This window comes from Mycobacterium sp. 134, assembly GCF_048282715.1.
Lineage (GTDB): Bacteria > Actinomycetota > Actinomycetes > Mycobacteriales > Mycobacteriaceae > Mycobacterium > Mycobacterium septicum.
The window spans coordinates 2,086,121-2,108,009 of the sequence record NZ_JBLVUN010000008.1 but is presented as its reverse complement, the minus strand read 5'-3'; the positions used below and the strand labels follow the sequence as shown (position 1 = coordinate 2,108,009).

General features: G+C 67.2%; 20 protein-coding genes and 1 tRNA gene. 8 read left to right on the top strand and 13 right to left on the bottom strand.

Going from position 1 to position 21,889, the window contains the following annotated elements:
• Window positions 1-3 precede the first annotated feature (3 nt).
• The 6 genes from pdhA to ACNQVK_RS14905 form a co-directional block, all read right to left on the bottom strand.
• Window positions 4-1,095: a pyruvate dehydrogenase (acetyl-transferring) E1 component subunit alpha gene (gene pdhA, locus ACNQVK_RS14930; RefSeq protein ID WP_418030122.1), complete on the bottom strand. Its 1,092-nt coding sequence runs from the start codon at window positions 1,093-1,095 to the stop codon at window positions 4-6.
• Between the two features lie 327 nt (window positions 1,096-1,422).
• Window positions 1,423-2,256: an HpcH/HpaI aldolase/citrate lyase family protein gene (locus ACNQVK_RS14925; protein WP_418030121.1), complete on the bottom strand. Its 834-nt coding sequence runs from the start codon at window positions 2,254-2,256 to the stop codon at window positions 1,423-1,425.
• Complete coding sequence (locus tag ACNQVK_RS14920) at window positions 2,256-2,759, bottom strand: MaoC family dehydratase (protein WP_418030120.1); 504 nt, start codon at window positions 2,757-2,759, stop codon at window positions 2,256-2,258. The genes ACNQVK_RS14925 and ACNQVK_RS14920 overlap by 1 nt, the downstream gene beginning before the upstream one ends.
• Window positions 2,756-3,919 (bottom strand): acyl-CoA dehydrogenase family protein, encoded by a 1,164-nt coding sequence (locus ACNQVK_RS14915; protein WP_418030119.1) that lies wholly within the window; start codon window positions 3,917-3,919, stop codon window positions 2,756-2,758. Before ACNQVK_RS14915 ends, ACNQVK_RS14920 begins: the two co-directional genes overlap by 4 nt.
• Window positions 3,916-5,919 (bottom strand): acetyl-CoA carboxylase biotin carboxylase subunit, encoded by a 2,004-nt coding sequence (locus ACNQVK_RS14910; protein WP_418030118.1) that lies wholly within the window; start codon window positions 5,917-5,919, stop codon window positions 3,916-3,918. Before ACNQVK_RS14910 ends, ACNQVK_RS14915 begins: the two co-directional genes overlap by 4 nt.
• A 7-nt stretch (window positions 5,920-5,926) precedes the next feature.
• On the bottom strand, window positions 5,927-7,480 hold the full coding sequence (locus ACNQVK_RS14905; protein WP_418030117.1) for a carboxyl transferase domain-containing protein: 1,554 nt from the start codon (window positions 7,478-7,480) through the stop codon (window positions 5,927-5,929).
• A 71-nt stretch (window positions 7,481-7,551) separates the two neighbouring features.
• On the opposite strand from ACNQVK_RS14905, the gene ACNQVK_RS14900 reads away from it, so the two are divergent.
• Window positions 7,552-8,145 carry a TetR/AcrR family transcriptional regulator gene (locus ACNQVK_RS14900; RefSeq protein ID WP_044522461.1) on the top strand — a complete coding sequence of 198 codons (594 nt, stop codon included), beginning with the start codon at window positions 7,552-7,554 and terminating at the stop codon, window positions 8,143-8,145.
• On the opposite strand, the gene ACNQVK_RS14895 is transcribed toward ACNQVK_RS14900, so the two are convergent.
• On the bottom strand, window positions 8,142-10,046 hold the full coding sequence (locus tag ACNQVK_RS14895; protein WP_418030116.1) for an alpha/beta fold hydrolase: 1,905 nt from the start codon (window positions 10,044-10,046) through the stop codon (window positions 8,142-8,144). The two genes, ACNQVK_RS14900 and ACNQVK_RS14895, sit on opposite strands and share 4 nt — an antisense overlap.
• 84 nt (window positions 10,047-10,130) lie before the next feature.
• Here ACNQVK_RS14895 and ACNQVK_RS14890 point away from each other — a divergent pair, with 84 nt between their 5' ends.
• On the top strand, window positions 10,131-10,913 hold the full coding sequence (locus ACNQVK_RS14890; protein ID WP_418030115.1) for an MmpS family transport accessory protein: 783 nt from the start codon (window positions 10,131-10,133) through the stop codon (window positions 10,911-10,913).
• 9 nt (window positions 10,914-10,922) lie between these two features.
• On the opposite strand, the gene ACNQVK_RS14885 is transcribed toward ACNQVK_RS14890, so the two are convergent.
• Window positions 10,923-12,230, bottom strand: coding sequence for an MFS transporter (locus tag ACNQVK_RS14885; protein WP_418030114.1), 1,308 nt, complete (start codon window positions 12,228-12,230; stop codon window positions 10,923-10,925).
• A 43-nt stretch (window positions 12,231-12,273) separates the two neighbouring features.
• Here ACNQVK_RS14885 and cmrA point away from each other — a divergent pair, with 43 nt between their 5' ends.
• On the top strand, window positions 12,274-13,080 hold the full coding sequence (gene cmrA / locus ACNQVK_RS14880) for a mycolate reductase (protein ID WP_409551510.1): 807 nt from the start codon (window positions 12,274-12,276) through the stop codon (window positions 13,078-13,080).
• Window positions 13,081-13,238: 158 nt separating this feature from the next.
• On the opposite strand, the gene ACNQVK_RS14875 is transcribed toward cmrA, so the two are convergent.
• The gene (locus ACNQVK_RS14875) at window positions 13,239-14,810 is read right to left on the bottom strand and encodes a helicase HerA-like domain-containing protein (RefSeq protein WP_418030112.1); all 1,572 of its coding nucleotides are present in this window, start codon (window positions 14,808-14,810) and stop codon (window positions 13,239-13,241) included.
• A gap of 117 nt (window positions 14,811-14,927) precedes the next feature.
• Here ACNQVK_RS14875 and orn point away from each other — a divergent pair, with 117 nt between their 5' ends.
• The 3 genes from orn to ACNQVK_RS14860 all read left to right on the top strand — a co-directional run bounded on the left by orn (window position 14,928) and on the right by ACNQVK_RS14860 (window position 16,225).
• Window positions 14,928-15,575 (top strand): oligoribonuclease, encoded by a 648-nt coding sequence (gene orn / locus ACNQVK_RS14870; protein ID WP_418030111.1) that lies wholly within the window; start codon window positions 14,928-14,930, stop codon window positions 15,573-15,575.
• A 40-nt stretch (window positions 15,576-15,615) separates the two neighbouring features.
• A tRNA-His gene (locus tag ACNQVK_RS14865) sits at window positions 15,616-15,688 on the top strand.
• 138 nt (window positions 15,689-15,826) lie between these two features.
• Window positions 15,827-16,225: a hypothetical protein gene (locus tag ACNQVK_RS14860; RefSeq protein ID WP_418030110.1), complete on the top strand. Its 399-nt coding sequence runs from the start codon at window positions 15,827-15,829 to the stop codon at window positions 16,223-16,225.
• Window positions 16,226-16,254: 29 nt separating this feature from the next.
• Here the strand turns inward: ACNQVK_RS14860 and ACNQVK_RS14855 are convergent, their stop codons facing one another.
• Together ACNQVK_RS14855 and ACNQVK_RS14850 are read right to left on the bottom strand one after the other, a co-directional pair.
• On the bottom strand, window positions 16,255-17,769 hold the full coding sequence (locus ACNQVK_RS14855; RefSeq protein WP_418030109.1) for a PPE domain-containing protein: 1,515 nt from the start codon (window positions 17,767-17,769) through the stop codon (window positions 16,255-16,257).
• A gap of 339 nt (window positions 17,770-18,108) precedes the next feature.
• Window positions 18,109-18,882, bottom strand: coding sequence for an SDR family oxidoreductase (locus tag ACNQVK_RS14850; RefSeq protein ID WP_418030107.1), 774 nt, complete (start codon window positions 18,880-18,882; stop codon window positions 18,109-18,111).
• 141 nt (window positions 18,883-19,023) lie between these two features.
• Between ACNQVK_RS14850 and ACNQVK_RS14845 the strand changes: the two genes are divergently transcribed.
• Together ACNQVK_RS14845 and ACNQVK_RS14840 are read left to right on the top strand one after the other, a co-directional pair.
• Window positions 19,024-19,710 (top strand): DUF899 domain-containing protein, encoded by a 687-nt coding sequence (locus tag ACNQVK_RS14845; protein ID WP_418030106.1) that lies wholly within the window; start codon window positions 19,024-19,026, stop codon window positions 19,708-19,710.
• Window positions 19,707-20,186, top strand: a complete 480-nt coding sequence (locus ACNQVK_RS14840; protein WP_418030105.1) for an ATPase — start codon at window positions 19,707-19,709, stop codon at window positions 20,184-20,186. Before ACNQVK_RS14845 ends, ACNQVK_RS14840 begins: the two co-directional genes overlap by 4 nt.
• Here the strand turns inward: ACNQVK_RS14840 and ACNQVK_RS14835 are convergent, their stop codons facing one another.
• Together ACNQVK_RS14835 and ACNQVK_RS14830 are read right to left on the bottom strand one after the other, a co-directional pair.
• Window positions 20,187-20,558, bottom strand: a complete 372-nt coding sequence (locus tag ACNQVK_RS14835; protein ID WP_418030104.1) for a nuclear transport factor 2 family protein — start codon at window positions 20,556-20,558, stop codon at window positions 20,187-20,189.
• A gap of 97 nt (window positions 20,559-20,655) precedes the next feature.
• Complete coding sequence (locus ACNQVK_RS14830; protein WP_418030103.1) at window positions 20,656-21,876, bottom strand: L,D-transpeptidase; 1,221 nt, start codon at window positions 21,874-21,876, stop codon at window positions 20,656-20,658.
• Window positions 21,877-21,889 lie beyond the last annotated feature (13 nt).

Genomic DNA, 21,889 nt, shown 5'->3' with positions numbered 1-21,889 from the left:
GTATCAGGCCTCCTTCGCCAGTTCGGCCGACAACTGATCGCGTTGGCGTGCCAGATCCGGGGTGATCTCGGCGTAGACGTTGTCGAACAATTCGGCCGGATCGACGTCTGGCGCCCCGACGAGCGCGTCACGCAATTCGGCGCACAACCGTCGTGAGCGTGCGGCGACGCGTTGCTCCAGCCGGTCGTCGAGCACGCCGGCGTTCTGCAGATAGGTGCGATACCTCGCGATCGGATCGCGCGCAAGCCACTCGTCGACCTCATCGGCCGACCGGTAGCGGGTGGGATCGTCGGAGGTGGTGTGCGGCCCCACCCGGTAGGTGATGGCCTCGATGAGCGTCGGGCCCGAGCCCGCCCGGGCCCGCTCGGCCGCCTCGGCCATCACCGCGTAACAGGCCAGGACATCGTTGCCGTCGACACGGATGCCCGGCATGCCGTAGCCGATGGCCCGGTGCGCGATGGACGGCCCGGCCTGCTGCTTGCTCACCGGAACCGAGATCGCCCATTGATTGTTCTGCACGAAGAACACGCACGGTGCGTTGAACACCGAGGCCAGGTTCAGCGCCTCGTGCACATCGCCTTCACTGGTGGCGCCGTCCCCGAGGAACGCCACCGTGACCGAATCCTCACCGAGACGCTGCGCCGCCATCGCGGCGCCGACCGCATGCAGCCCATGGGTGCCGATCGGAATCGCGATCGGGGCGACACAGCGGTTGGTGAACTCCAGCCCACCGTGCCATTGGCCGCGCCATACCGCACCCACTTGCGCCGGGGTGATCCCGCGCAGCAAGAACGCCCCGATCTCCCGGTACTGCGGGAACAGCCAGTCGGTTTTCCGCAGGCAGGCGGCCGCCCCGATCTGGGCGGCCTCCTGGCCGCGGCACGACGCGTACAGGGCCAGCTCGCCCTGGCGTTGCAGATTGACGAACTCGACGTCCAGGTCACGGGCCACGACCATCGATTCGTAGAGCCAGGCCAGTGTCTCGTGAGGCAGATCGCGGCTGTAGCGCGTTTCGCTCGTGGGAGACCCGTCGGCGTCGACCAGACGCACCGGATCCATGTCGACACTCAGGGGTGCCGAGAACCGCTCAGCCATACCGCCTCCTTCTCGGGTGACGGCATGTCGCGCCGCCAGTCCATGAGGTGCTCAGAGCGGCGGCGGTACGCGCAAAACCCCTGGTGAGAGGCCTCCGGCTAGATGCCTGGGTGTGGCGCTAGCTGGACGATCCGCTCGGCCCGTCGCAGCACTGGGGCATAGCGCCATTATGCGCCCGAATCCGATGCGGCCACGCTCATCGCCGGTTATGGAATGGAGGCGTGTCGTTTTCCCGGCGCGAGCAGTCCCCCGCAAGCGGGAGGGGCCCCAGCTGCGGTACCCGAAATCAGTGGTTTTGGGTACCCACGCGTCTGTTCGCGAGTGAAGCTAGGGGGCCAGCGCGACGATGCGCTCGGCACGCCGAAGAACGGGGGCGTCGACCATCAGACCGTCGTGCTGGAAGACGCCACGTTCGGTTGCCACCCGGTCGAGCACCGCCCGCGCCCAGGCGATCTGCTCATCGGTCGGTGCATAGGCCGAGCGGATGACGGCGACCTGAGTCGGGTGGATCGCCACCTTGGCATCGAAACCGACGGCAACGGCGTCGTCGGACTCCGCCCGCAGGCCGTCGAGATCCTTGATGTCGAGGTACACCGAGTCCAGTGCCAGCTTCCCGTAGGCCTTGGCCGCCAGCAGGGTCTGCGACCGCACGTGCTGGGCGACGTCGCGGTAGGTACCGTCGGGCCAGCGGTTGGCGGTGCCGCCCGTGACCGCGAACAGATCCTCCGCGCCCCACATCACCGCGAAGGCGTTGTCAGGCTGCACCAGCTCCGCCACCTTCAGCGCGGCGAGCGGGGTCTCGATCAATACCACGACGTCCAGCGGGGCCAGGGCTCTCACCTGGTCGACAGCCTCGGTCTTGGCCAGCATCACGGTGGTGTAGTCGGTGGCCGAGACCGCCTTCAGGTCGAGCTCGTGGTCGGCGGTGCTGGTCGGGTTGACCCGCACCACTGTGCGCGCCGGATCCAGCGGGGTGTCGATCAACGCCTGACGCGCGGCCGGTCGGTCCTTGGCCGCGCACCCGTCCTCGAGATCGAGGATCACCACATCGGCTGCTGCCGCGGCCTTTTCGAACCGCTCGGGACGGTCAGCCGGGCAGAACAGCCAACCCGGGCCCGGTGCGCTCAAGCCAACTCGCTCCTCGCGTGCGCGGTGAGCCATCAGGAATCCCCCTCCGGACGCATCCGCACCATGGTCTTGCGCGATGCCGTCGCCACGACGTCACCGTGCTGGTTGCGGCCGGTGTGGGCGAAGGTCACGATGCCCTCCCCCGGCCGGCTCTTCGATGCCCGCTTCTCGGTGATCTCGGTTTCGGCGTACAGCGTGTCACCGTGGAAAAGCGGCTTGGGGAAGGCGATCTCGGAGAATCCGAGGTTGCCGACGATGGTGCCCTGGGTCAGCTGCGCCACCGACAGGCCGACGAGCGTCGACAGGGTGAACATCGAGTTGACCAACCGTGCGTTGAACGGCGGCAACGCATCCGAGAACGCCGCGTCCAGGTGCAGCGCCTGGGTGTTCATCGTCAGCGTGGTGAACAGCACGTTGTCGGCCTCGGTGATGGTGCGCCCGGGACGGTGCAGGTAGCGCACCCCGATCTCGAACTCCTCGAACCACAGCCCGCGCTGCTCTATCACCTTCTGGGACGCTTCTTCCCCTGCGCTCACAGGCCCGCCTCCCGCGCGATCAGCATCAGCTGCACTTCAGTTGTCCCCTCGCCGATTTCGAGAATCTTGCTGTCCCGGTAATGCCGCGCCACCGGGTATTCGTTCATGAAACCGTAGCCGCCGAAGATCTGGGTGGCATCGCGGGCATTGTCCATCGCGGCCTCGCTGGACACCAGCTTGGCCACCGATGCCGCCTTCTTGAACGGCTTGCCGGACAGCATCAGCGCGGCGGCGTCGTAGTACGCGGCGCGGGCCGTGTGCGCCCGGGCCTCCATCCGGGCGATCTTGAAGGCGATGGCCTGGTACGTGCCGATCGCCGCCCCGAAAGCCTGACGTTCCTTGGCGTACTTCACACACTCGTCCACGCAGCCCTGCGCGACGCCGACCGACAGCGCCGCGATGGCGATGCGGCCCTCGTCGAGGATGCGCAGGAAGTTGGCGTAGCCGCGACCGCGCTCGCCGAGCAGGTTCTCGGCGGGCACGCGGACGTCGTCGAAGCTCAGGGGGTGGGTGTCCGAGGCGTTCCAGCCGACCTTGTTGTAGGCCGGTTCGGCGGTGAACCCTTCGATGGGCACCGGCACCAGGATCGACGAGATCTCCTTCTTGCCGCCTTCGCGCTCACCGGTCACGGCGGTCACGGTCACCAGCTTGGTGATGTCGGTGCCGGAGTTGGTGATGAACTGCTTGGAGCCATTGATCACCCAAGTTGATCCATCCGATTTGGCGGTGGTCTTGGTGGCGCCGGCATCACTGCCACCGCCGGCCTCGGTCAGACCGAACGCACCCAGCGCCTTGCCGCTGGCCAGCAGCGGCAGCCACTCCTGCTTCTGTGCTTCGTTGCCGAAGCGGTAGACCGGCATCGCGCCCAACGAGACCCCTGCCTCCAGCGTGATGGCCACGCTCTGGTCGACCTTGCCGAGTTCCTCCAGGGCCAGGCACAGCGCGAAGTAGTCGCCGCCCATGCCGCCGTACTCCTCGGGGAACGGCAGACCGAACAGTCCCATGTCGGCCATGCCGTCCACGACCTCGTAGGGGAACGAATGTTCCTCATCGTGCTTGGCGGCCACCGGAGCGACCACGCTCTGGGCGAAGTCACGGACGGTCTTGGCCAGTTGCGCATAGTGATCCGGCAGCGTTCCGGTCGACAAAAAGTCGCTCATTGCTCGTTCTCCTGTGTGTGAGCGGTGATTCGAGCCAGCGGCTGACCCACCTTGACCTGGTCGCCGACGGCGACGAGTAGTTCGGCCACACCGTCGATCGGTGCGGTCAGGGCGTGCTCCATCTTCATCGCCTCGACGGTGACCACCGTGGTCCCGGCCGTCACCTCGGCGCCGTTCGTGACACCCACGGCGACAACCGATCCCGGCATGGGGCTGACGAGTTCGGCGTCGCCGCTGTGCTCGTCGTCGGGGCGCACCGGAGCCTCACGCACCTCCTCGACGACATAGCTGTGTCCCGCGCCCGCGAGCCAGAGCTGACCGACGCCCCCGCTCAGCTGCGTGCTGACCAGGTACTCGGTCCGCAGGCCATCGAGAGTGACGGTGAACCGGTCGCCGACGAATGCCGCACTGACAGTGTGTGTTTTGCCGTTCTCGACCGTGGCGGTGGCCCGCTCCGGGGTTCCGGCCAGGTACACGTGGTCGGTGCGCTCCCCCGCCCGCAGCCGGAACGCGGCCGGGGCGCGCTCCCCGACCCGCCAGCCCGTCGGGCGGGCCCACAGGCAGTCACCGGCCTCCGACCAGTCGTTGACCCACTGGTAGGCCGCCGCCGCGATCAATTCCGCGTCGCCGATCACCTGGGGCGCGAAATCCGGTGCGCGACGGTCCAGCAGGCCGGTGTCCAAGCGGCCCGCGGCCACATCGGGATCGGCCAGCAGGAAGCGCAGGAACTCGGTGTTGGTGGTCAGTCCCAGCACCGCGGTGTCGGCCAGCGCCCGATCCAGCTTGTGCAGCGCCGCGGTCCGGTCGGCGGCGTGGGCGATGACCTTCGAGAGCATCGGGTCGTAGTCGCTACCGACGACTGTGCCTGCGGCCAGGCCGGAATCCACCCGCACGCCCGGCCCGCTGGGCTCACGCAGCCCGAGCACCGGGCCGCCGGTGGGCAGGAAGCCGTTGGCGGGATCCTCCGCATAGACCCGCGCTTCCACGGCATGGCCGGTCATGACGATGTCGTCCTGGCCGATGGCGAGCTTCTCACCGGCCGCGATCCGGACCTGCTGCTCCACCAGGTCGACTCCGGTGACCATCTCGGTGACCGGATGTTCGACCTGCAGCCGGGTATTCATCTCCATGAAGAAGAACTCGTCGGGTGCATCGGCGGACACGATGAATTCCACGGTGCCTGCACCCGTGTAATCGACACTACGCGCGGTATCGCAGGCGGCCGCACCGATGCGCGCCCGGGTGGCCGGGTCGAGCAGCGGCGACGGCGCCTCCTCGATGACCTTCTGATGCCGGCGCTGCAGGCTGCATTCCCGCTCGCCGAGGTGGATCACGTTTCCATGGCCGTCGGCCAGCACCTGCACCTCGATGTGCCGGGGCCGCAACACAAATCGCTCTAGGAACAAGGTGTCGTCGCCGAAGGCGGCGGCGGCCTCGCGGCGGGCACTCGTCAACGCCGCAGGCAGATCGGCGGCCTGCTCGACCACCCGCATGCCCTTGCCGCCGCCACCCGCCGACGGCTTGACCAGGACAGGGAAACCGACCTCGGGCGCCCCCGCGATGAGATCCTCATCGGTCAGGCCCGGACGCGATATGCCCGGCACAACCGGGACGCCGAACGCAGACACCGCGGCCTTGGCCGCGATCTTGTCACCCATGGTGGCGATCGCCGATGCGGGCGGTCCGATGAAGGCGATACCCGCGGCCTGCAGTGCGGCGGCGAACTCGGCGTTCTCGGAGAGGAATCCGTAGCCGGGGTGTACCGCCTGCGCACCGGTGCGCTTCGCGGCCGCGACGACCGCATCGATGTTCAGATAGCTCTGCCGCGCCGCGGCCGGCCCGATGTTGACCGCCACGTCGGCCTCGGTCACATGCCGGGCACCGGCGTCGGCGTCGCTGAACACCGCGACCGAGCGGATTCCCATCTCACGCAAGCTGCGGATGACCCGCACCGCGATCTCGCCGCGGTTGGCGACGAGGACTGTGTCAAAAGTTGTCATCTGAGCATCACATCCGGAATACGCCGTAGGAGACCGGCTCCAGCGGAGCCTGGCCGACAACCGAAAGAGCGAGTCCGAGCACGGTTCTGGTGTCGGCCGGGTCGATCACCCCGTCGTCCCACAGCCGGGCCGTCGAGTAGTACGGGTTGCCCTGATACTCGTACTGGGCCCGGATCGGTGCCTTGAACTGTTCTTCCTCCTCGGCGGTCATATCGCCGCGCACGGTGGCCAGCACCGATGCCGCCTGCTCGCCGCCCATCACCGAGATGCGGGCGTTGGGCCACATCCACAGGAACCGCGGCGAATACGCGCGCCCGCACATGGAGTAGTTGCCCGCGCCGTAGGAGCCGCCGATCACCACGGTCAGCTTCGGCACCCGGGCACAGGCCACCGCGGTGACCATCTTGGCGCCGTGCTTGGCGATGCCCGAGGCCTCGTAGTCCCGGCCGACCATGAACCCGGCGATGTTCTGCAGGAACAGCAACGGTGTCTTGCGCTTGTCGCACAGCTCGATGAAATGCGCTCCCTTGAGCGCGGATTCACCGAACAACACGCCGTTGTTGGCGACGATGCCGACCGGGTGGCCGTGGATGCGGGCGAACCCCGTGACCAGGGTGGTGCCGTACTCGGCCTTGAATTCGTTGAACTCGCCACCGTCGACGATGCGCGTGATCACCTCGTGCACGTCGTAGGGCACGCGGGCGTCGACCGGAACCACGTCGTAAAGCTCGGCCTGGTCGGCGACAGCATCCACGGTGGGTGTCACGGCCCACGGCGGCGCCTCGGCGGGACCCAAGGTGGCGACGATGTTGCGCACGATCCGAAGCGCGTCGCGATCGTCGTGGGCCAGATGGTCGGTGACGCCCGAGGTCTTGGAGTGCAGGTCCCCGCCGCCGAGCTCCTCGGCGGTGACGACCTCACCGGTGGCGGCCTTCACCAGCGGCGGACCGCCGAGGAAGATCGTGCCCTGGTTGCGCACGATGACCGCCTCGTCGCTCATCGCAGGCACATAGGCCCCGCCCGCGGTGCACGATCCGAGCACGGCGGCGATCTGCGCGATGCCCTGCGCGCTCATGGTGGCCTGGTTGTAGAAGATGCGACCGAAGTGTTCGCGATCCGGGAACACCTCGTCCTGGCGCGGCAGAAATGCACCGCCGGAGTCGACCAGGTAGATGCACGGCAGCTTGTTCTGCAGCGCGATCTCCTGGGCCCGCAGGTGCTTCTTGACCGTGACCGGGTAGTACGTGCCGCCCTTGACGGTGGCGTCGTTGGCGACGATCAGGCATTCCCGGCCGGACACCCGGCCGATGCCGGCGATCATCCCGGCGCCCGGACATTCGTCGTCGTACATCCCGTCCGCCGCCAGCGCGGCGATCTCCAGGAACGGACTGCCCGGGTCCAGTAGGCCGTCGACGCGGTCGCGGGGCAGCAATTTACCCCGGTCGACATGACGTTGACGGGCGCGCTCGGGGCCGCCGAGGGCGGCGGTGGCGAGCTTGGCGCGCAGCTGGCCAACCAGCGCCAGATGCTCGTCGCGGTGCGATGACAAGGCAGCTCCCATTTCGGTTAATGACAACTAACTCGTGATAGGTTAGTTTTCATTAACTGAGTTGTCTACCCTCCGGAGGCGCCATGTCCGACAGCGCCGTCACCCGTCGCAGTAAGGCCAAGTCCGATCGCCGCGGCCAGCTGATCGCTGCCGCCGAACGGCTTGTGGCCGAACGCGGTTATCTCGCGGTGCGCCTGGAGGACATCGGCTCGGCCGTCGGAATCAGCGGTCCGGCCATCTACCGGCACTTCCCCAACAAGGAAGCCCTGCTGGTCGAACTGCTCGTCGGGATCAGTACCCGTCTGCTCGCCGGGGCACAGGAAGTCACGGCGGCCGACGAAGATCCCGCCGACACACTGAACAGCCTGGTGGACTTCCACCTCGACTTCGTCTTCGGCGAATCCGATCTGATCCGCATCCAGGACCGCGACCTGGCCCACCTGCCCGATACGGCCCGACGACAGGTGCGCCGCGCCCAGCGGCAGTACGTGGAGATCTGGGTGACGGTCCTGACGCGGCTCGACCCGAACCTGGCCGAGGACGATGCCCGGGTGATGGCCCATGCCGCGTTCGGCCTGCTGAACTCGACCCCGTACAGCGTGAGACCCGCTGCACCCAAGACGCATTCACGCGCGGTGCTGCGCCGGATGACGCTGGCCGCGCTCACCGCGAGCTAGTCGCCGAACGCCTTGATCAACCAGCGGGTCATGGCATCCACCAAGACCGCGCGGTTCTCGCGCTTGATGATCTCGTGACCGTCGTCGGCGAACGTCAGCATCTCCACGGTGCGGCCCAGCGCACGCAACGCGTCGAACATCTGTTGCGATTCGCTCGGCGGCACGTTGGTGTCGTTGGCACCGTGCACCAGCAGCAGCGGCGCAGTCAGCGCGTGTGCCCGCAGCAGCGGCGACAGCCGCTCCAACAGCTCCCGGTCGCCGACCGGATGACCGTATTTCGGATACGCCGCCGCCGCGATCCACGGCTCGGTGTTGCGGTAGAAGGTGTTCAGATCGCTCATGCCGCAGATGCTGATCCCTGCCGCGAACAGCTCCGGGTGAAATGTCAACGCCGCCTGGGTCAGATAGCCGCCATAGGACCAGCCGCAACAGGCGATTCGGTCGGCGGCGGCGTAGCCGTTGGCGACGAGGTAGCTCACGCAGTCGGCGACGTCGTCGATGGCCGCGAACCGCAACTCCTTGTCGTCGGCATGCATGAACGCCCGACCGAATCCACCGGATCCGCGCACGTTCGGTGTCAGCACGGTGATCCCGGCTTCCAGCAGCTGCGGATAGAACTCGTTGTAGTCGGGTCGCGACTGCCCCTCCGGCCCGCCGTGCAGAAAGATCATCGCCCCGATCGGTTCTGCGTCAGGTTCGTACAACCAGGCGTTGAGTTCCAGCCCGTCGCGCGCGGTGATTCGCGCCAAAGTCGGTGTCCCGGTGAGCGGACCGACGCTCGGATCGCGGTCGATCCGCTCCCATTCGCGGGTGCGCGGGTCGACGAGTTCGACCGTGGGAGGCAATGACGGCCCCTGGACCGTCATCGCCACCATGGAGCCACCGGCACTGATGCTCAATTCGGTGGCGACCATGCCGGGGAACGGAATCGGCTCGGACAATGTCCCGTCGGCGTACTGAAGGATCTGAAGCTCGCTGCAACCGTCGATGTTCCACAGCATCGCCACCGTCGACAGATCATCACTGACCACGAACTCGTCGAGCTCATAACCGGGACGCTCGGCAACGACGTGATAGCCGACCCCGTCGGCGGTGACGGTCACTTCGAGCAGGCGGGCATGCGACGCCCCGTTCTCGCTCCGGATCAGCGCCCGCACATAGCCATCCGTGCTGTCGGAACTGTAGGACTTGGCCGGTTCGACCAGTGACATCGCGTCCCCGTCGAACCCGGTGCGCAGCCGGCGGGGTTGGTGATCGTCGAGGATCACGCCGATGTCGGTGGTCGAGCCCGGATCGTAAGGCAGCAGACCGATTTCGGTGAGCCCCCACAGCATGATGAGCTCCCGGTAGCCGCGTGGGCCGACCCGCACCAGCGAGGCGCCGGCCCATGAATCCACCAGGCGGCCACCCGAACGGCGATCGAGAACGATGATGTCCCCCGAGGCGGGGTCGATCAGGCAGGAACTACCGACGCCGTCCTCGCCGGTCAGAATCGCCGCCACCTGTGTCCCATCCCAACCGATCAGTTCCGCGGTGCCCTCGGCGACGTCGGGCGACCAGTGATCGATGCGGCGCGCGTCCCGGTCATCCGGGTCGGTGGTCACCACCCAGATCTGGGTGCGCGACGCACCGTCGGGAGCCACCTCGCAGGCCAGCCAATGGCCGTCGGCGGAATGGATGACTTTCGTCACGGGACCGGCCACGGGCAGTTCGACGTCGCGCGAGGAGCTGGCGCGCCATCCGCGTAGGAAGCGCTGCACCGCCCGTGGATAGCCGCCATCGTCGACCAAGTGGGCGAATGCCGTCGCATCCGGTGACAGCGACGCGCCGTAGTTCACCCGCACATGCCGATCCGCGGCCACCTCGCGTCCTCCCGTCACTTGTGAAGTCCTCTCCAGCATCTCTCATCATCGCGCAATCGCCCGGGACCTCGGTCGCAGCGGACTGAGCATCCGCACAGGTACCCTCGCAGCCATGAGGTGGGCATGACCGATTCACCACGCCGCGACGGGTCCGAACCGACCCAATCTTTCGGTAGCGGCTATCCCGTGGACTATCCGGATCCGGCGTACTCGAACCAGCCGCCGTATCAGGGCTCGTACCCGGCTGTACCCCAAGCGGTGCCGCCGGCCGGCCCCTCGGCGTCCAACCCCACCCAACAGCTGCCGCCCTACCCTCCCTACGGATACGACCCCTACGCAACCGGCCAGCCGCCCGGCGGACCCACTCCGCCGCCGGGTGCACCGACCCCGCCGGAGCCCGACGATCACGAACCCCGGCTGTGGCTCTGGGTCCTGGCCGCGGTGGCGGTCCTGGTGGTCCTGGGCCTCGTGATCGCACTGGTGATCGCCAACGGATCGAGCCAGGAGACCGTGGTCGCACCGCAGATCACCCCGCAGCCGGGCTTCACCACGTCGCCGACGGCGCCCACGACAACCACGCGTGCGCCCCGGCCGCTCCCGCCGCCCACTGCCACCTCGCCCACGGAGACCACGCCGGGACCCACCGAGACCGTCACCTACGAGGTCACCGGTGAGGGCAGGGCGATCAACATCACCTACCTGGACACCGGCAACATGCTGCAGACCGAGTTCAACGTCCCGCTGCCGTGGAGCAAGCAGGTCGAACTCGCCGCACCCGCGACAGAAACCGCCAGCGTCAGCGTCGTGAACTTCGGCCCTGACGTCGCGTGCACGGTGACAGTCAACGGTGTGCAGACCCAGCATCGCACCGGGTCGGGCATCACGATCTGCGTCGGAACGCCCTGACCCGTCGACTCAGGGAGTCGGTACGGCGGCGTTGGAGTGCCGCGCGGGCACCCGCACCGCGAGCATGCCCGCCAGCCCCACGGCCAGCACCAGGACCAGGCCGCCCATCCCGGCACGGTCGGTGCCGAACAGGTCGATGAAGGTGAAGAACAGCCAGGGCGCCAGGAAGGACGCCGCACGTCCGACGGTCGTGTACAGCCCGAACGCCACGCCCTCTTTGCCATCCGCGGTGATCCGCAGCATCAAGGTGCGCGCCGAGGACAGGGTCGGCCCGATGAACAGGCACAGCAGCAACCCGCACACCCAGAACGACACGGGCCCCGACAGCACCAGCAGCGCCAGACCCACGACGATCAGGCAGACCAGTGATCCGACGATGACGGGCTTGGAACCCACCCGATCATCGAGCTGGCCACCGGTGACAGCCCCGAACGCCGCGACCACACACGCGCTGATCCCGAACAACAGCACGTCGGCCTCGGAGATCCCGTAGACGTTCACCCCCAGCACGGCTCCGAACGCGAACACTCCGGCCAGCCCGTCGCGGAACACCGCACTCGCCACCAGGTAGTAGACGACGTTGTGGTCGCGTCTCCACTCCCCGCGGATCTCGGCCCACAACTTGCGGTAGGCGCCGAAGAAGCCGACGCGTTCGACCGGGCCCGCGTCCGTCACCCGCGGCACCATCACGAACACCGGCAGCGCGAACAACACGAACCAGACCGCGGTGAGCAACATCACCGCCCGCACGTTCTGTCCATCCGCGGCCGGGATGCCCAGCAGCCCGCGGGTATCCCCGTCACCGGCGATGAACCCGACGTAGGCCAGCAGCAACAACACGACGCTGCCTGCGTAACCCAGCGCCAGACCGAGGCCGGAAATCCGCCCGGACGTCGCAGGCGTGGACAGTTGTCGCAGCATGGCGTTATAGGGCACGGTGGCCAGCTCGTTGCACGCGGCGGTGCATGCCAGCAGCACGAGCCCGGGCATCAGATACCGGTGGTCATCGCGGATCAGGCTCATCGCCGCGGTGAACACGACGGCCGCACCGGTCATCACGGCCAGCACCCGGCGCCGCCGTTGCGGCGCATCGACCCAGATACCGGTGACCGGAGCAAGCAGGGCCACCACGAGACCGGCGACGGTCATGGCCCGGCCCAGCCAGCTGGCCGGCGTGGTGTCTCCGGGCAGGTCCGAGCCGACGCTGCCGGTCAGGTACACCGAGAACACAAAAGTGACGGCGATTGCGTTCAGGCCCGTCGCGCCGCAGTCCCACAATGCCCACGCGAGCACCCTCGCCCGCCCGGGGTTAGTCATGACCGCCACCTTATGGGTTTCGGCTCCTTCTAGGATTGGCGCCATGCCAGTACCCGCACCCAGTCCGGATGCCCGTGCCGTCGTCACCGGCGCCTCGCAGAACATCGGCGAAGCGTTGGCCACCGAACTCGCTGCCCGCGGCCACCACCTGATCATCACCGCGCGACGCGAGGACGTGCTGACGTCCTTGGCGCAGCGCCTCACCGAGCGCTACGGGGTGACCGTCGAGGTCCGCGCCGTCGACCTCGCCGACCCGACGGCCCGCGGCGTCCTGTGCGACGAACTGGCCCAGCGTGAGATCTCGATCCTGTGCGCCAACGCGGGGACCGCGACCTTCGGCCCGGTCGCCGACCTGGATCCGGCCGGCGAGAAGGCCCAGGTGCAGCTGAACGTTCTCGGCGTGCACGATCTGGTGTTGGCGGTGCTGCCCGGAATGGTGAAGCGCGGCTCCGGCGGCATCCTGACCTCGGGTTCGGCGGCAGGCAATTCACCGATCCCCAACAACGCCACCTACGCGGCGTCCAAGGCCTTCGCCAACACGTTCAGCGAGTCGCTGCGCGGCGAGCTCAAAGGCGCGGGCGTGCACGTCACGGTGCTGGCGCCGGGCCCGGTGCGTACCGACCTGCCCGACGAGTCCGAGCAGTCCCTGGTCGAACGGCTGATCCCCGACTTCTTGTGGATCTCAACCGAATACACCGCCAAGCTGTCGCTGGACGGCCTGGAGAAGAACAAGATGCGCGTCGTGCCCGGCGTGACATCCAAGGCCATGTCGATGGCCAGCGGCTACGCGCCGCGCGCCATCGTCACCCCGATCGTGGGCGCCGTCTACAAGAAGCTCGGCGGCGGCTAGGAATTCTCTGCCGAGTCTCCGGCGAGTCGAGATTGCACTGAGGGCTGTGGTTCTTGCCGAACCACAGCCCTCAGTGCAATCTCAGCGGCCCAGCCTGATTCGCCGCTCAGCGGCCCCAGCCTGATTCGCCGCTCAGCGGCTCCAGCCTGATTCGCCGCTCAGCGGCGGCGCCCCGTCCCGAAGATGCTGCGGGTGATCTCGCGGCCCAGGACGGTGCCCGCCGAGCGCATGGCGCTCTTGAACGCAGAGCTCTTGAGCACCTGCTCGAGCATTCCCGGCTCTTGCGGTTGCGCCGGGGCCGGCATCGCCTCGATGTCCCCCGAGGCCTCGACGCCACCGAAGCCGCCCGGATCGTCGGCGCTCGGCGGCGGGGCCAGCTTGGCCGCCAAACGCTCGTAGGCCGAATCGCGGTCCACGGTCTGGCCGTAGGTGGCCTGCAGCGGGCTGGCCTGGGCCGCGGCCTTGATGGCGTCGTCGCCGATCGCGGCCATCAGCGATCGCGGCGCCCGCATGCGAGTCCAGGCCACCGGCGTCGGGGCGCCGTGCTCGGACAGCACCGTCACGATCGCCTCGCCGATACCCAACGAGGTCAGCGCCTTCTCCAGGTCATAGACGTCGGTCTTCGGGTAGGTCCGGACGGTCTTCGACAGCGCCTTCTGATCATCCGGGGTGAAGGCACGCAAGGCGTGCTGCACCCGCGCACCCAGCTGCGAAAGCACGTTGTTGGGGACGTCGGTCGGCAGCTGCGTGCAGAAGAACACGCCGACCCCCTTCGAGCGGATCAGCTTCACCGTCTGCTCGACCTGCTCCAAGAACGCCTTGGACGCGTCGGCGAACAGCAGATGCGCCTCGTCGAAGAAGAACACGAGCTTCGGCTTGTCGACGTCACCGACCTCGGGCAACGTGGTGAACAGATCGGCCAGCACCCACATCAGGAACGTCGAGAACATCACCGGCCGCGCGGCCTGGGCTCCCAGCTCCAGCAGGCTGATGATGCCGCGGCCTTGCGCGTCGGTACGCAGGAGATCCTTGGGCTCGAGCTCGGGTTCGCCGAAGAACGTGTCGGCGCCCTCGGCCTCCAGGTTCACCAGTGCGCGCAGGATCACCCCGGCCGTGGTGGCCGACACCGCGCCCAGCGCCTTGAGCTCGGGCTTGCCCTCGTCACTGGTGAGGAACTGGATCACCGACCGGAGGTCCTTGATGTCCAGCAGAGGCAGCCCCTTCTGGTCGGCCCAGTGGAAGATCAGGCCGAGCGTGGACTCCTGAGTCGCATTGAGCCCCAACACCTTCGACAGCAGGATCGGGCCGAAACTGGTGATGGTGGCGCGCACCGGGACGCCGATGCCCTCGGTTCCCAGCGACAAGAACTCCACCGGGAAGGCGGTCGGCGCCCAGCTGTCACCGGTGTCCTTGGCGCGCTGTTCGGTCTTCTCGTTCGACTCACCGGGCTTCGACAGCCCCGACAGGTCACCCTTCACGTCGGCCATCACCACCGGGACGCCCGCCGCCGACAACTGCTCCGCGATCACCTGCAGCGTCTTGGTCTTGCCGGTACCCGTGGCACCCGCGATCAAGCCGTGCCGGTTGACCGTGGCCAACGGGATGCGGACCTGAGCAGTCGGATCGACGACGCCGTCGACTACGACGGTTCCCAACTCCAGTGCCTGGCCTTCGACGGCGTAACCGGCAGCTATCTGCTGCGCAGGGGTGCCTGTCGATTCGGTGGTCATGCCGCGGTCCTCCCAGTTTTCGCGTACGAGCCAATCGGGGTCTGACACTACTTGTCAGGCGGCGCGCGCGGTGGGTGTGACGGCTCGTTGTCACGTGTAGGAATACTGTGGATCTTCGTGCGAGACGAACTTGTATGGATCGACTGCGAGATGACCGGCCTGGACCTCAAGTCCGACCGGCTGATCGAGATCGCGGTTCTGGTCACCGACGCCGACCTGAACATCCTCGGTGACGGCCTCGACGTGGTCATTCACACCGACGACGAGGCGCTGTCCTCCATGGTCGACGTGGTCAAACAGATGCACACCCGGTCCGGGTTGATCGAGGAAGTCCGGGTATCGACCGTCGATGTGGCCACCGCCGAGCAGATGGTGCTCGACTACATCCGCGAACACGTGAAGACAGCCAAGTCGGCCCCCTTGTGCGGCAACTCGATCGGCACCGATCGCGGCTTCATCGCCCGTGACATGCCCAAACTCGACGATTACCTGCACTACCGCATGATCGACGTCAGCTCGATCAAGGAGCTGTGCCGGCGCTGGTACCCCCGGATCTACTTCGGTCAGCCGGAAAAAGGTCTCGCACACCGCGCCCTGGCCGACATCCACGAGTCGATCCGCGAACTCAAGTACTACCGCTCCACTGCGTTCGTCGCCCAGCCCGGCCCTTCTACCAGCGACATTGCCGCCATCGCGGCCGAGCTCGGTCCGCCGAAGGACGACGCGCCAGAAACCGATTCGGCTCTGGAGCACCCGAGCAGTTAGTATCTACGAGCCGCATATGCCGAAAGGCTGAGCGGCGATGGTGGCTGTAGTTCAGTTGGTAGAGCACCAGGTTGTGATCCTGGCTGTCGCGGGTTCGAGTCCCGTCAGCCACCCCGATATCGGGAACGCCGTCTGCGCAAGCAGGCGGCGTTTCTGTTTTCGGTGCGCTGCCAGGTTTGCGACCAGCTCGGGCTCGGGGAGACCATCCCGAAGGTGTCGCCCGCCACCTCGCCTGCCCTACAGTCGGGATCATGAAAGTGCTTGTGGCCAAGCGTCCCTCACGACCGATGGCTGCCACTGACCGCTGGTCTGCCACCGAAGGAGAGGTCGTCGTCGCGCCTTTCGTCTGCAGTGATGCCGGGTGCGGATGCGACGACGTCCACCAGGGCATCACATCGCACGGCTACTCGACTCTGGCCGCCGTCGGTGAGATCCCGGCCGCGCCGGTCGACCTGATCACCGCCTGCCGGACGCATCTGGCGGCCAGCCCTTGGGCGGGCGTGGTGAACGAACCAGCCGAACTGGACCTCATCGCCGAGGACCTCATCCATGACATGTGCGACGTCGCTGCACGGCATCCGGCCGGGACACTGCTGCGCATGACTTTCGACCGGCGCCGCGGCAGCTGGGGCTACCAGCCGCTGGATTGACCTGCGGATTTGCGCAACGGCAGGTCCGCTCAGTCCTTCGGGTCCCGATCCCAGGTCGACGGCAACATCGGCGCCGTCGGACCGTCACCGAACCCGGCATCGCCCAGCGTCGTCAATCCCGTCGTCGTGGCATCCGTCTTGTCCCGCACACCAGAAAAGCCCAGTGGCCCCGCACCGCGATCCGACACCAGCGTCGGCGCCTCCGGCGCGGCACCTCCTTGCGGGTCATCCTGCAGGTCCATGTATTCGTTGCCATGGCCTCTGTCCCGCATCCCGGCTCGCCGACGTCGCCGAGCCCGCGCCTCACGGGCGTTGGCTCCGGCTCCGGTAGCGGCCATATCGGGCTCGGGGGCTTTCTTCTTGGCGGTCGTCGCCGCGGTGGCCCGTGTCGCGGCCGCGACGCCGACGCCGGGAGCCCCGATCAAGTACGGCGGGACGAATCCTGATCCACCGCCCGGAGCGGCCGAGGGCCCTGGCGCGGAGGTGACGGTTGCGGTCGCCGACGCCCCGGTGGCCGGCGCCGTGGGGGCCGAGGGAGCGGTCGGAGCCGGTGGGCTTCCGGACACCGTCGACGCGCTCCCCGCGGCCGGCCATGACCCAGGTTCGGCACCGGCCGGAATCTCCGCGACAACGGGTGCGGGCGGCTGGATCGCAGCCAGGCCGGCTATCGCCCACCCCAGGTTCGCGGTCACGATACCCAGAGCCGGCTGAATCAACGCCGGGGACAACTGGACGACGACCTGCAACAGCTGGGCCGCGTGGAAAGCCATGTCGGCCAACACCATAGGGAGGTTGGTCAACAAGGCAGCGGGGTCATTGAGCAGATTGTCGATCAGTAGGCTGATGTTCTCGATCTGTTCCTGGCCGACTTCCAGCCACCATCGCGGGTCGAGTGGGCTCAAGTCTCCGTGGCCATGGTCGTCGTGGTCGTGATCGTGATCGTGATCGTGGTCATGGTCGTGGTCATGGTCATGGTCATGGTCGTCGTGGTCGTCGTGGTCGTGCTCGCTGTGCAGGATCCGCGGGGCCGCCGGGGTGGGCGGGGTGGATGCCACGGCAGCCTCTGACACCCCTTGATAGCCCTCCATCGTGCTGGCGGCCAGGATCCACATCCGCACGTAATCGGCCTCATTCACGGCGATCGGAATGGTGTTGACGCCAAAGAAGTTGGTGGACACCAGGACTGCGTTCCGTGCATGGTTGGCGGCCAACTCGACCAGGGTGGGCATCACCGCCAAGGCACTGGCGTAGGCCGCGGCTGCGGTTTCATGCCGGGCAGCGACCGCTGCGCTGTCGGCGCCGGCCTGATGCAACCACGCCAGATACGGCAGATGAGCGGCGACGTACCGTTCCGCACTCGGGCCCTGCCACGCACCTGCCTGCACCCCACCGAGCACCGCTGCGAGTTCTTCTGCGACTGCGGCATATTCGACGCCCAACGACGCCCATGCGCCGGCGGCGGCCAGCATCGCCCCCGGCCCGGGGCCGCTGCTGAGCAACGCGGAATGCACCTCCGGTGGCGAGGCCATCCATACCGCGGCCATGAGAACCCTCCTTGTAGACCGTCTACTCGAAGCGTCCAAATTATTGAATATGATTGTCATTATCAATGAATCTGGTGAAACTCATAGAAACACCGGCCGGAGGCAGCTTCAGGTGCTGCAAGGTCGCCACAGCACCGCGCCGGAACGGAGCGGTGAAAGTTATTGCAGTTCAAGACATCTGGTGACGTACTGATGACACGTCGGCCACGCCCGGAAAGCACACGGCGGTCACCAACGGCGCACCGCAACAGTCAGGCAGTCAAAAATGTGCCTGCGCGGATACCGGCCCATCCACTACGGCGGCCAGAAATGATCGAGCCGGGACATCCCGGCCGACCGCTACTTCGGCGCGCGCCCGGCGCCCTTCTTGATCCGCGGGGCCAGCTGCACGACTTCGGGCACGACGGTCGGATTCTCGTACGCGGTGGTCACCAGCGACACCAGGGTGTTGGCGACGTCGCGCAGGGCCGACATCCGGGCCGGCAGGGCACCTTGGGCCACCCACGTCGTGACCAACTGGTCCAGCAGGTCGCGGTCGGCCCCGCGAAGGATCTCGGTGTCATCGGTGGGGCCGACGCCGACTCGGATCAGCGACAGCTCGGGATGCTCGATGCGCCACGAGTGCAGGATCTCGTCGAGGGCGGCCTTGCTTGCGCTGTACGCCGCGACACCGGCCCGCGGGCGACCCACGTCGTAGCTGGACGCCACCAGGACCACACCGTTCTCGGCCAGTCGGGGCGCCGCAGCGCGCAGCACATTGTTGGCGCCGACAGTGTTGACGCTGAATGCGTGCAGCCACGTGGCGACGTCGGTGTCCTCGATATAGGCGAACGGGATCACCGTACTGGTGAACACCACGGCATCCAGGCCCCCGAGGGCGTCCGCCGCGTCGTTGACCACTCGGTTGATCGCCGTGGAGTCCTCGACGTCGAGTTCGAAGGCGTGCCCGCCGGTGACCTCCGCCAGGGATTTCAGCAGGTCGATGCGCCGCGCCGCCACCGCGACCTTGGCGCCGCGTTCGGTGGCACTGACCGCAACAGCGTGGCCGATGCCCGACGAGGCACCGACGACGAGGAGACGCAGCCCGGCTGCATCGGCTCGCTGACTGCTCATTCTGGATCAACCTCCATGGCTCATCTCGAGGTGTTAGGTCACCCTTCGCTCGTCGGACATTACCGCGTGCGATGAGTTCCGGACGCGCGGCGGGTCCACTTAGGAGAACGAGATTCTCCGAACCGCAATCAGGAGTCCTTCATGACGACAGGAAAACCTCCGATAGTCGACCCGCAGGCATGGCGCACCGCGCTGGACGACCTGCGGCGTCGAGAGAAGGCCGCCACCCGCGAACTGGACGCGATCGCTGCGGCGCGACGGCACCTACCGATGGTGGAGTTGCCGGACTACACGCTCATCGGCGCCGACGGGCCGGTGCGGCTCGCCGACGTATTCGACGGCCGCACCCAGCTGATCACCTACCACCACATGTGGACCGACGGCGCCGAATGGCAGTGCGGCGGCTGCACGGGGTTCACGTCGCAGTTCACCCGCCTCGACTTCCTGGACAACTACGACGCCCGCTTCGTCATCGTCACCAACGGACCGATCGAGGAGGCACTGGCCTACCGCGACAAGGTCGGTAACCAGATGGACTGGTACTCGTCGTCGGACAGCTCCTTCGGCACCGACGTCGACGCCGCGCCGGGCGAAGGCTTCGCGGTCAATGTTTTCCTGCGTGACGGCGATACCGTGTACCGCACCTGGCACACCAATGGCCGTGGCACCGAACAGCTCAGCCACTCCTTCGCCCTGATCGACCTGCTGCCGTACGGCCGGCAGGAGGAATGGCTCGATTCCCCCGAAGGGTGGCCCTCGCGACCCACATACTCGGGCTGGCTCGACAGCCCGGACATTGCCCGCCTGTATGGAAAGGACCCTCGATGACCGCTTCAACCGACCAGGAACGCTTTGTCGTCACCCGCACCATCTCCGCGTCCCCGGCCCAGGTGTTCGCCGTCCTGGCCGACCCGGCCCGGCATTGCGACACCGAGCCGGGCGACTGGGTGCGCGACGCGATCGATCCCGAGCCGATCACCGGGACCGGCCAGGTCTTCGCGATCAACATGTTCCTGCCGGCCGCCGGCGGACACTACGTGATGCACAACCTGGTGACTGTCTTCGACAAGGACCGGACCATCGCTTGGCTGCCCGGCCAACTCGACGACGCCGGCCACATTGCACCGGGCGGCTGGAGCTGGCGCTACGACCTGGCCCCCAACGGCGACCAGACCGACGTCACCATCACCTACGACTGGACAGACACCCCGCAGAGTTTCCGCGACCAGATCGGCGGGATGCCGCCGTTCGACAGCGACTTCCTCGCCGAATCGCTTGCGGCACTGGACCGCGCGGCGAAGTAATCAGGCGGGCACCGCGGGCACCTGGTCCAGGAACCCGAGCACGGTCTGTATCCGTCCGTCGGGGTCGGTGGAGAGCACGTCGAAACCGACCACCACCGGCTCGGCATCGCGCGGACCGAGACCCCACTGGAAACGCGCCTGCTGGTGGTGGGCGTCCGGCCCGCTGACGAGCGTGAACACATAGCCCGGGAACTGGGCCTGTACGGCCTCGATGGCCCCGGAGATACCGTCGTGCCCACTCACCTGAGCCAGCGGATCGGTGTAGGTGACGCTCTGCGCCCAATGCCGTTCCAGCAGCGCCCGCCGCTCGGCGGTATCGGTGGCATTCCAGGTGCGCAGGTATGCGGTGACGGTGTCGTCGAACTCGGCCATATCGCCTCTTTCACGGTAATCAACTGGGACCCAGTCAGATTCGCCGATACAGGAAGCGTTGTCGATTACCGCCCAGGTAATCGGGCGATGCCGAGAATCAGGTGCTGGCATTGCCGGCGCGCCACTGGTCCCAGGGGATGTTCCAGTCCCCCAGGCCCTCGGTGCCCGACAGCACCGAGCCCACTGTGTTGACAACCTCGACGATGTCGCCGCGCTTGGTGTTCTCGTAGAACCAGCGCGCATTGCCCGTGCTGACGTTGAGGCAGCCGTGGCTGACGTTGCTGTAGCCCTGGCTGCCGACCGACCACGGCGCCCCGTGCACATAGATTCCGCTGTACGACATCTGGGTCGCGAAGTCGACCTCGGTGCGATAACCGTTGGGCGAGTTGACCGGTACCCCGTAGGTCGACGAATCCATCACCATGTGATCGAAGCGATCGCCGATGATGTAGACGCCGTTGTTGGTCGGAGAACTGTTCTTGCCCATCGAGATCGGCATGGCCTTGACGACCTCACCGTTGCGCCGGATGGTCAGCGTCTTGGTGTTGTCATCGGCGGACGCGATCACCTCGTCGCCCACCGTGAAGTGGGTGGACACGTCGCCCTGGCCGAACAGTCCGTCACCCAAGGCGACGCCATAGGTGTTGACGGTCACGTCCACCGAGGTGCCGGGCTTCCAGTATTTGGCTGGGCGCCAACGCACTTCGCGGTTGTTCAGCCAGTAGAAGGCCCCTTCGACCGGCGGGTTGGTCTTGACCGTGATGGCGCGCTGGGCGGCAAGCCGGTCGGTGATGTTCTCGTCGAAGCGGATTGCCACCGGCTGACCGACCCCGACCACTTCCCCGTCGTTGGGCAGGACGTAGGGCATCGTCAGGTTCGCCGGAGAGTGCGTCTCGAACCGCAGCCGGCGGTTGGCGACACCGCCGAGCCCCAGCGACTGCGCGTTGAGGGTGTACTGCTCGTTGTAGTCGAGCGGGTCGGTGGTCGACCACGTCAGCCCGTCTGCGCTGAACTTGCCCGCAACGCTGCCGCCCTCTTCGTTGGTCATGGTGACCCCGCCGAGCACACCGTTCTCCGCGCTCACCGTGACCGGTGCGTCGACGGTTACCCCCACCGCACCATCGGTCACCGAGGCGTTGACCCTGGGGACCAGCAAGTCGCCGTAAGGAGTGCCCTTGTCGGTGATCACCGGCGGCGGCCCTTGCGGATCTTCGCCCCCGCACGCCGTCAGGCCCAACATCATCGCCGGCACCATGGCAACCACCGCTCGACGGAGCACACCCCGATACGGACGGGTCAGCGTCTGGGCCTGCCCCATGTTCGTCCTACCC